This is a genomic window from Nesterenkonia suensis, from assembly GCF_054782935.1.
In genome coordinates this window covers 25,929-36,455 of sequence record NZ_BAAGRN010000026.1, presented here as the reverse complement: position 1 = coordinate 36,455, position 10,527 = coordinate 25,929, and the positions used below count along the sequence as shown (strand labels likewise).

The window sequence follows — 10,527 nt, the reverse complement described above, 5'->3', positions numbered from 1 at the left end:
CTTGGAGGCCTCCCCCGAGCATGTCAGGAGGAACACTGACTTCCCCCCGCGCTGAAGAGACCTCATAGGATTTCCCCATCAACTCCAGGACCACCATGACCCGCAGGTCCTCCGGCACTCCCCCTGACGCGTTCAGCTCGATACCGGTGCGAGTGGAACCGTAGGCGACCAGATGAACACCCGTGACGGTGGCCTTGTCGCTCTCAGGGGGCAAGCTCATGATGCCCCGATCCTATCCCAGCCGGTCGGGATAGGCCCGCTGGTCGAGGCGGGCGGGCGGCACCCTTCGGCCGGTCACCGGTGTGCTGCTGGAGGTGTCGGATAGTCTCTGGTCGTCTGCGGAAACATCGCGTTCAGGATGGGGACGGTCACCTCACGGTGACTCCCGTAGCGGGGAAAGTGGTGGCCGCCAATGCCAGCCGCGGTGTTGGCTTCGATGATGGTGGGCGGTCCATCTCCTTCTCTTCGAGGAAGCAAAAGGTCCAACCCCACACATCGCATTCCGGGACAAGCCTTCGCAGCCTCCTCGGCGATGCGGATTTCCTCCGGACGAATATCATCGGTCGCGTCCAGTGAATCCCCTCCGGTGGACAGATTACTGTTCCGTCGCAAGTAGACCGTACGCTCCGCTTCCAGTACTGACGAGGGAGAAAGCCCGAGAGCGTCGAGGGATGCAAGCTCCACCGACTCGAGGCGAATTTCACGGTGGCGAATCTGTCGATGGGAACTGCGGGCTGCCCTGTTCTTGGTCGCCACAAGCTCCTCGATGGTGCTGGACCCATCGCCCGTGACGTTGGCGGGCCGCATCACCAGAGCAGCGGTGAACGTGCCATCCACCACATGGAGGCGATGCTCAGAGCCTGGGTTGAACTGCTCAACCAAGACACTTCCCCAAGTGCGGGCCACCTGTGCGAACGCCGCATCGAATGCTTGCCTGTCAGTGACATTCACAAACACATCCTGACCCTTGCGCCCATTCACGGGCTTCACCACTACAGGAAGGACATGGTGGGCCCAGTCCCAGGCGCGCTCGACTTGGCCCTCATCGAACGCGCAATTCTCCGGGAACGGGACTCCCGCAGACTTGAACAGCCTCCCCTGGACATCTTTGCGTCTGGCGATCAACCTGGCCAGCCGATGGTTGAGCGAAGTCGCTCCACCCCGCCAGGTATACCTTTCGCCGTCCAGACTCAGGAGCATGGTTCCGCGTCGGCTCGCCGAGACTCTGATCCCACGTGTCACGGCTTCTACAGCAACGGGAAAGTTGGATGGGCCATAGTCTTCTAGACCCAAGGAGCGCATCCACTGCTGGACCTGCTGCTTGTTTCCAGCCATGTGCAGCCGCTCTGTCAGCGACAGTTCGGGATCAGTGATCGAGGGATCGAAATCGTGCAAGACATTGTCCTTTCGGGGCGCGACATCACCCTAGCCTATCCATAGATGACGCTTGGGCGGTCAGCACCCTTCACGCAGCGAACCATAATTCACGAGGGCGAACTCTATAGGACTCCGGCTGCAAGCCCAACAACCCTCAGGAGCATCCACTCCACCCGATTTGACGCTCATGCCAAGAATATCGTCTCAGCAAAAATAAAGAAACGAGGCTCAGATTCTCTTGACTTAACGGATTTCCGATCAAACCTAGGCAAGACACTCCACATTTTACCCCATCCGTTAAATCGAAAATTTCGACTCTCCACCCGTACTGACATGACGTTCCGCGCACCAGGCACGCGTCCTATCGGTCTCACCGACCCCCGAGCCATCCGCGTCTGAGCACCGAGAAATACGCCCCGGGGCGGGCATCGAATGACACGCCTGCCTTCGAATCATCACACTGATGGGATGACGTACTCGAAGACCTCATCCATATGTCCTGCGACCACAACGTGACGGCGCGCCATGACGGGATTCATGGACAAGCCTGCCACCAGGCAGCCACCGTTCCTGACCTGCACCTCTACCATCCCCCACGGAAGCTCCGGCACAGCCCTTACTGCCCTCACAGCAACTTCACCAGCACGCGCCAAAGCCTCGCCGGTCATCGCGGTCTGACGTCCGTCCCGACACGTCACTGCCAGCACCCGGTCCCGAGTCGCGAATATCCGTGCTCGAGTGCCAGATGGATGATGTTGGACGAACCAGGGGCCCGCAGCAAGCTGCTGGCGAGCTTCAGCAGCACGGACGATGGACATGTCGTTATCGCCCCAAGGGCTTTCTGCGGGAACTACGGCAACTCGCCCTTGATATCCATCTAGCCAACTGGCCAGCTGTTGCTGGGACTCGAACCGACGCCCCTTCGGGCGACGAATGCCAGCACGAGCAAGCATCTTGCGAACCATGATGTGGTCGCGTACCAAGCGACGCACGGCGAACAATTCATCGGGGCCTGCTCCCGTGCGTCCCACATAGTAATCATGTCCAGACGTGTTTGTGATGCGTACCACCGTCGGCAGGTATTCCAACGCCGCGCCGTGTGCCTCGGCCCAGGCGAACAACATTGCAGACAACGAAGCTCGTCGCGTGTCGTCCGTCAGGTAATCCTGTTCCCCGATGCGCTGTACTGTCCTCTCGACCGCGGGGATCACCAGCGGCGCAACGGGGTCAGGACGACTGATCTCAAGTCGCTCCCGCCAGATCACGGGTGATACGTCTCGTGGTGTGCCCACTACTGCGTAAGCGGCGCTGCTGAACCCCGCAGATGCGTTGACCTCGATTACTAGAGGGCGTCCGGTGGCATCGCTGACGATGTCCACTCCACCCCATCGCATTCCGAGTGCCCGGATCGCGGCAATCGCAGTCGACTTCACCTCTTCACCGACTGAGTCCATCACCTCGTGTGGCTCACCCCCGCCGCTGATCCCCCCGATGCTCCGCACCACCGCCCATGCGCCAATCGGCAGGACCGTATCCAACGCGAGTCCCTGACGATCCAAGGTCGACCGAGTGATGCGATCCCGAGGGATCAGCAGGGAGGACAGGGCCGGATTCTCTAAGCGCTGCGCGTTCTTAGCATCAATCAGCTGGCGTACAGTAGATTGACCATCGCCGACGACCTGTGGCAACACTCGATGTACAACTGACTCACAGCTCGTCGCCGACGCCATAGCGCGGTACTCCCGAGCGATGTCTACGTGCTCTTCAATCAATGGCCTACCTCGCCCCACCTTGACGGCTCGGGCGTAGGCGGACCGCATTTCCGATTCGCTGCGCACGTCGACCGTGACGCCTTTTCCACGGGCTCCGAGCCTGGGCTTCACGACAACGGGACCGCCTATCTCACGAAACAGGGCCAGCGCGTCATCTACTGTGGGAGCAAGGCCACCTCGGGGAGTACTGACGCCGTGATCACGCAGGATCTGCTTGGTGAGTAGCTTGTCGCGCACTATGGCCGCAGCGACTGAGGTCTCATTGCCGATTGGTCCATCGATGATGATTTCGCGGTCGCCCAAGGACGCGACCGCAAGTCGACTGGTAAGCCACTCAACCTTAGCGCCACTGATTCGCTCTGCAGTGCTCGCCATCAGTGCAGCACCAGGATTTCTACCCTCATGGATCAAGGCAGTGGCGCGGTCAAGTGTCGTCGTCATCCTGTCCCCTCAGAACTGCTAGTCGATTCAGGTTACCAGTGGCAGCGATGTCCTCGACGACGGATCGATCTCCCAGCGGCAGGCGTGGGGCAGTCTGCCGCGAAGGTCACCCTTGGCTAGCCCCCAGGGGCTTGCATCCCCGGGGCTGATGCAGAAATTCTAGCTCTCCCACTCGGCTCACCCGGCTGGACTCGCTGACCGCCGAGTGGTCCCCTTCTCATCAAGGGAACTCAAACGGCTCTGGCCACCGTGGTTCACTCAGATCAGCCAGACTTGGAGGCCCGAATCTCTCGCCCTTGAAGAGACGCCACCAGCGTACGGCCCACCTCTGGAAAGACCCCTTCGTTCTGCGGGGCAACGCCTGCACGTCTAAACCCACCCGCACCATAGATTCTTCGCCTGTCTAGATGCGGTGGCGCTCCCCAGAAGCAAGGCGCGCACCCTGGCCGGTGGCCATCCGCAAGAGGTTCGAACATGTCAGCGAATCATCCCATGGGCGTAGAGGCCGCCAACATGGCACGTTGCCCTCCGACACCAGTCTCCAGACACGTCTCGACCAACGCTGCGACATCTCGTGCTGCACCGCCAAAGGTCACGCTGACGTCGCCCAGTGCGGCATCAGGGATCTCCCCCTCAACCTCGACCTGGAGGTCCGACGCGAGCTGTGTCAATGAGTCCAGGAACTGGGAGGGATCCACGGCGCCCTGCAGGACGGTCTTCAGTCGAACAGATGGCCCAGCCCCTGGCGTGGACTCGGTCGGGAGGCCGGCGCTCAGAACCTCGAAGGCGAGAGCCTCTGCCAGCTCCGGAGAGATCTGCCCCTGAACAGCCAGCCACGGCCGTTCGGACAGCTCCACGATGGGCACCTCCTTGCGGTGCGCCGGTGTCCGCCAGTCCTGGACCACGACATCGACAGCGGCCAGGGAGAGGCCGCGGAACGCGCGGACTGCTCCCAGTGCCACGTCACGCAGCGACTCGTGCACCTCATCCGTGACGTCCCTGGCCTGATCCCCGGAGTCCCATGGCCCCTCAGGGAGGTGCAGCGCATTGATCACCCGCCCGTTGAGCACCAGGAGTCGGACGTAGCTGCCGGGGATCTGCTTCTCGAGGAGGAACCGATATCCGGGGGGAACCACAATCTGGCCGTTGTGGATCCCCGGCTCACGGAGCTCCGTCAAGGCGTACCCGGCACGCACGTAGCGGTCTCGTTCGCTGGGCGGCGTGAAATAGTACTCGATGGCGCTGACGAGAGACTCCTCGTCACGGATCCCGGCCTGCGTCTCGATCGTATTGTCACCCTGCGCCGGTTTGACGACCACCGGGTATCCGATCCGCTCGGCATACCGCAGAGCGGCGCTCCGGCTCCTCCCCACCGAGAAAGTCGCCCCCTTGGGAACCTTGAACCCGGCCTTCGCCAGGATCGCGCGCCGAATGCGCTTGTCCTGAGCCAACGTCGCGCCCGAGAGCGTAGTGGCCTGAGGAACACCGTGGGTGAACGCCGCCTGCCCGGCCGGACCGCCGTCACCGACGATCATGACCTGTCTCGGCAGCAACGTCACGTCCAGTCCACGGGCCAAGGCTGCGGCATGGACCTCGTAGCCGTCGCGAAGAGCGGCGGGAATCTCGTCAACGGTGCGCTGTCGGCTCATCATCTCTGCACTCACTTCTCTCAGGCTCGCACGCCAGCGTCGGTCTGAACCGGAACCTGCTCCAGGATCTCGAAGCCGGTGACCCCCGGGTCCGGGATGTGCTCAGTCGTGTAGGTGGTCGGCAGGGATCGGCGGGGACCGAGGATCGTCGAAGCGACCAGTGCCGTCGTCGCATCTGTCGGCCCGACCAACACCGCCTCGACCGTCTTCCGGTTCACGTTCCGGACCCACCCAGTCACTCCCGACTGCAGCGCGCGGCGTCGCAACCACTTCCTGTACCCCACGCCGGTGACCTTCCCACGGATGGTCACCTTCAGAGCCACCGACTCGGCCCGCTCGGGCAGCGCCTCCAGCTGGTACTGATCGATGGTCTCCTGCATGAGAGTCGCCGCGACCTTCCGCGGACTGCCGTACATGGGGTACTCGCAGTTGCCGATCGCCGCGTGGGCGTTCAGCTCGCAGATCCCGGCATCCTGCTCGTCCAACGGTAGGCGGTGATCCTCCAGCAAGAAGTCCACGCCGCAGTACACCAGCCCCGGAATGGCCTGAACCGTTCGCACACAGGCATCCACGATGGAGGGGTGCATCTCATCCAGCACGTCGATGGAGTCCCCGCCCTGGGACAGGCTGCAGGTGTTGGCCAGCTGCACCCGCTGCCCCTCCGCCGGCACTGAGTCCAGACTGAGCCCCGCCTTCTCCAACTCGTAGCGGGCGGCCTCGTCGTACTTGGCGGGCCGAGCCCACAGGTGCGGGTTCCGGCGACGAGCCACATTCTTGTCGATCATGAGTTCGGCGACCGTGCGCTTCCCATCACCGAGCACCGAGGCCGGCTCACGCAGGATGGCCGCGACCACCTGGTCCCCGATGACCACGATGCGATAGTCCTGGCCATTGACGTGCTTCTCCACGATGAAGTCCTGAGCACCCAACTTGGAACCCGACATCAGGGTGAAGGCCGCGTCCAGCTGAGCGGCGTCCTGGATCCCAGCGACGACACCGATCCCCCGCACCCCCATCGCCGGTTTCACCACCACCGGATACCCGATCCGCTCCGCGAAGCTCTTCGCCGTGGCGAAATCCCCCTGGGCGAACGTCCTCCCCTGGGGCACAGGGATCCCGGCCCGCTGAAGCTGAAGCCGGGTCGCCTCCTTGTGCGTGCACAGAGCCAGAGAGACAGCACTGGACAGCGGGTTCCGGCTCCACTTGAACGACACCGGCTCCTGCAGCCCATCGGTCACGCTGAAGGCGCCCTTGGAGAAACGGGTCGTCGTCAGGCCCAGAGCCAAGGCCTCTCGCTCCAGAAGATGCCCCTTGGAACCATTCGGCCCGAGAGGGTGCAGATTGTCGACGTCGTCGTAGACGGTCGGAGCCATGCCGGCGTTCTTGACCACCGGAGGCTCCGGGAACGTGACCATGTTCTCCACGTCACCGACCAGGGCAGCGGGTGCCAACGAGACTCCGAGCCCGACCGCTTCCGGATCAGCCACCTGCCGGAAGGCGAGCCGACGCACCTCACCGAGGCCGTTCCAGACATCCGACGCCCGGTCCGCTCCCTCATCGGTCTCGTCATACTCGCTCGAGTCCGCCGTGCCATTGGACTCGACCGACTCCTCATCCTCCGCCTCATCATCCGACTCTTCCGCCTCATGAGGCGTCATGGTGACATCGGCGTCCTGCTCCTCCTCGTCGAGGAGCAGCTCATCCTCATACCCGTCGAGTTGGGTGAACGGCAGACGGCTCTCCACCACAGCGGAGACCGTGGCGTGATGCAGTGTGGGAAACGCCAGCGCCAGCTGACGCAACGCCGAGGTCGTCACACGGCTCGCACCCACCATGCGACTGATGACGAGCCGAACCTCCGGATCACGGGCGACCGCCCGCTCCGCGATGTCCAGACTAGCCAGAAGGCTCCCGGTCTGCGCCGGACGGAGGTGGACACCACCCACACCCCCATGGAGCCACAGCTCCTCCAGCGAGGCTGCGTCCCAGACCGATCCATCCGCCATGATGCGCACGTCCAGGTCCGTGCCGCGGGTCTGCTCGTCAGCCAACTGCTGCAACGACGCCAGCTGAGCCAGGGCCTCACGCCCGACCGGCTGCTCGATGATGATCGACCCCGGAAGGTCACCTTGGCGGGCGCTTTCGACCACCGAGCGCACGAAGTCCTGCGCGGTCTCGGGGTCCATACCCGACTTGAAGTCCAACCACAGGGGCAGGTCCTCCTGCTGAGCCTCGCGCGCCTCCCGCACCGACGTCAGCAGACGCAGGAAAGCCCCGGCCGCCTCGTCGTCGTCACGGCACGACAGGCGCACTCGCCGACACGTTCCCGGCTCCAGGTCGCGCCCATCGACAGAGTCGGCCTCGGGCCCCTCGCCGGCGGAGGCGATCGGCAACCCGGGCCCTCCCGCACGGTGCTTGCCCCACAGGCCGCTCAGCGGCACATCCAGGGTGCGCGCTGCCAGATCCAGCAGCGCCATCTCCACGCCCAGCAGCGTTCCGCGGAAGGGACGGACGTAATCCGGGTCCACAGAATGATCGGCCGCCCTCTCGACGAAGCCGGCCATCAGACGCCGCACCGACTGCAGGGCGTCCGCTGCCCCACCGACCTCGAGGGTCACCCCCTCGAGACTCTGCATCACCGCACTCAGGAACGGCCAGGACGAGCCGGGCTCGTCACCGGTCGCCGCCGCCCGCGGCTGCCCCTCTCCGAGTCCCTCCACAGTGTCACCGCCGGGACCCTCCGCCATCAGATGCACCACATGATTGAACTTCGTGGCTCGGCCCGTCAGCTCACGCGGCACCCGATAAGAGAAAGCCCGGGCACGAACAATACGAAGGGCCCGGTGACTGTCTGGAGATGTGGAGGAACTCATATGTGGTGGCGAACTCTCGTCCATCGAACGGCTGGGTGACGGTCAGATCGGAGGGATCAGACCGTTGTGATGCTACCACCGCAGCCCTGCCAGAGACGGGTGCGCCCCACCGGGACCACCGGGCTCGCAGCGGCGTCCCTGCGGCGTCCCTGCGGCGAATCAGCCGCTTCCCCGCCCCCGGAGACGCCGCATCGTGCGCCGCATGAATCCGCCGACACCACGGTCCGGCGCCCGGTCCTCTGACGACTCGCCTGCCTCCCACAGGAGCGCGCGGGCCTCCTCAGGACCCGGGGCCACCAGGACACGTTCCGAGCCGAACCGCGCCAGGGCCTCCTGGTGCAGTGTCCGCCCCCCGCCGACCTGGCCCTCGACCTGCTCCTCGGCCAGCACCTCGACGTCCGGCACGGCGACATGGGTCACCACGGCGCTCTCCACGACATCAAGCTGCTCGGAGGTCTCCACCCACAACACCGACGAGGTCCCCCGCTCCTCACCACGCATGAGGGCCTCCACCACTTGCGGTTCCAGCGCGCCGCGTACGGCCGAACGTGTCATCCCGGCATGAAGCAGCACCGGCCTCCCATCACCCACGTCTCGCGGCGGATCAGAAGGCGCCTCGTCTTGAGTATTCATCCCAGCTCCTCAGCTGCGCCGCAACGGCGTCGGGTCGGTCTCGGTCAGGCGATCCTGGTGACGTTCCAGCCACAGGGCCAGCAGCGCCAGCCCGCGGATGAGGTGCTGGCCCCGTGTACGCAGGAGCTGGCGTCTCCAGACCTCCACGTCCCCCTCGCGCAGCTTGGGCGCCAGCAGCGCCGCTGCGGGGGAGTCCAGCACCAGCCCCCGGTACCAGGCGGCGGCCTCGAGAGACGCCCCTCGCCGCACGTGCTGGCGCACTGTGGTCAGGTCGGCCGCCGTGGGGATCTGGGCCAGCTCCGGGCGCACCCGGCGCAGCAGGTCCGGGTACCAGACGCCGTCGCGCTTGGCCTCATGCTCCACGCGCAGAGCCTGGGAGACGACCTGGTGGGACATGATCGGCACCGCTGTGGGGCGGCTGCCGCCGAGCACGGCCGCAGGAGCCATGCTGATGCCCGGCAGGGTGCGGGTCAGATAAGCCGTCAGAGTCGCTCCCTGGGGGTGATCGACCAGCGGTTCGGCCACTGTGGTGAAGTCCTCACGGCCGGCGGCGGTGAGGCTCTCGGCCACCCCGGGGGCCAGCAGCTCGTCGGCGACCTCCACATAGCGCGCCAGGCGAGTGAATCGAGCCGCCAGCACAGCCTGCGCGGAGGTGCCGGGCTCGAGCGCCTCCGGGCTGTCGGGGAATCCACCACCGAGGAACACTCCGCCGCCGAGACCGTCCAGCACCGTGCCCGGCTGGCGCGCCAGCTCCCGGGCCACCGGCATCAGCCAGACGTGGAAGGACGCCTGGTGCCCGGTGATCTCCGCATAGTCCTTGAAGTCCTGCGGAAACGCATCATGCCGGCCCGGCACGATGCGTTGGCGGATGCCCAACCGGTGCGCGATCCTGGCCGCCGTGAGCTCCTCCAGCGTGGTGCCCGTGTCAGAACTGGTGGTCCAGGCGGTCAGAGCCTCTACGTCGTCGTTTTCACAGGCCAGCCCTGCCAGCAGCCGGGAATCACGACCGCCGGAGAGCATCGGCTGCAACGGACCCCCACCGGCGTCAGCACCTGCGGCGCCGCCAGAGGCCGCCCCGCGCAGCTGCTCGCGCAGCGCGTCGAGGACGTCGCCGGTGAGCTCCTCCGGAGCCATGCCCAACTCTGGGGTGACGTGCTCCCACGGCCAGGAGGCCCGGTGGCGCTGCGGCTCCCGACCAGGCTCGAGGCGCACCTGCTCCATCGGAGCGAGACGGCGGATCGTCTGGACTGTGGTGCGTCCGGCCAGCGGTGCACCGATGCCGATGATCTGGGCCCACCCGGTCCAGTCCGGAACCAACGGGCCCTCAGCGGTGTCCACCAGGAGGTTCAGTTGGGTGGCGAAGTAGACAGCACCAGCGCGCTCTTCCACATAGACCGGCTGCACCCCGGAGATGCTGCTGTGCAGCACCATCGCCCCCGTGTCCTCGAGGACGATCCCGGCCACATCAGCGTCCCGAGCGGCCGACTCCCAGTCGCGCGGCGATCCGCCGAGCACATCCGCAACGGGAGTCGCCGTGGAGAACATCCACGCGTCGCCGGCGGCATCGGGGCGGGCCCGCAGCGCCGAACTGCCGACGATCAGTGCCGCGCCGCTCTCGACGACCACTGCGGCAGCGGCCTCGCCCTCGCACGCGAGGCCCGCGGCACGAGCCATGCGACGGACCCGGTCAGGATCGCCGGAGCCGAGCATGCCGCAGACTCGGGTCGTCTCGGTCACAGGCATCTCCTAGCGCGTCCGGTCACGGACGCCGGCTGATCGGGG

6 protein-coding genes are annotated in these 10,527 nt (G+C 65.4%); all 6 read right to left on the bottom strand.

The window, feature by feature from the left end; all coding sequences use genetic code 11:
- Window positions 1-294: 294 nt before the first annotated feature.
- The 6 genes from ACYVKI_RS14110 to ACYVKI_RS14085 all read right to left on the bottom strand — a co-directional run bounded on the left by ACYVKI_RS14110 (window position 295) and on the right by ACYVKI_RS14085 (window position 10,482).
- On the bottom strand, window positions 295-1,395 hold the full coding sequence (locus ACYVKI_RS14110; protein ID WP_460691002.1) for an SAM domain-containing protein: 1,101 nt from the start codon (window positions 1,393-1,395) through the stop codon (window positions 295-297).
- A 437-nt stretch (window positions 1,396-1,832) separates the two neighbouring features.
- The gene (locus ACYVKI_RS14105; protein ID WP_460691001.1) at window positions 1,833-3,590 is read right to left on the bottom strand and encodes an ATP-binding protein; all 1,758 of its coding nucleotides are present in this window, start codon (window positions 3,588-3,590) and stop codon (window positions 1,833-1,835) included.
- 485 nt (window positions 3,591-4,075) lie between these two features.
- Window positions 4,076-5,242: an ATP-binding protein gene (locus ACYVKI_RS14100; RefSeq protein ID WP_460691000.1), complete on the bottom strand. Its 1,167-nt coding sequence runs from the start codon at window positions 5,240-5,242 to the stop codon at window positions 4,076-4,078.
- Between the two features lie 17 nt (window positions 5,243-5,259).
- A complete protein-coding gene (locus tag ACYVKI_RS14095; RefSeq protein WP_460690999.1) occupies window positions 5,260-8,040 on the bottom strand; it encodes an acylphosphatase in 2,781 nt (926 codons plus the stop codon).
- 231 nt (window positions 8,041-8,271) lie between these two features.
- A complete protein-coding gene (locus ACYVKI_RS14090; RefSeq protein ID WP_460690998.1) occupies window positions 8,272-8,745 on the bottom strand; it encodes a hypothetical protein in 474 nt (157 codons plus the stop codon).
- Between the two features lie 9 nt (window positions 8,746-8,754).
- Window positions 8,755-10,482, bottom strand: coding sequence for an asparagine synthase-related protein (locus tag ACYVKI_RS14085; RefSeq protein WP_460690997.1), 1,728 nt, complete (start codon window positions 10,480-10,482; stop codon window positions 8,755-8,757).
- Window positions 10,483-10,527: the final 45 nt, after the last annotated feature.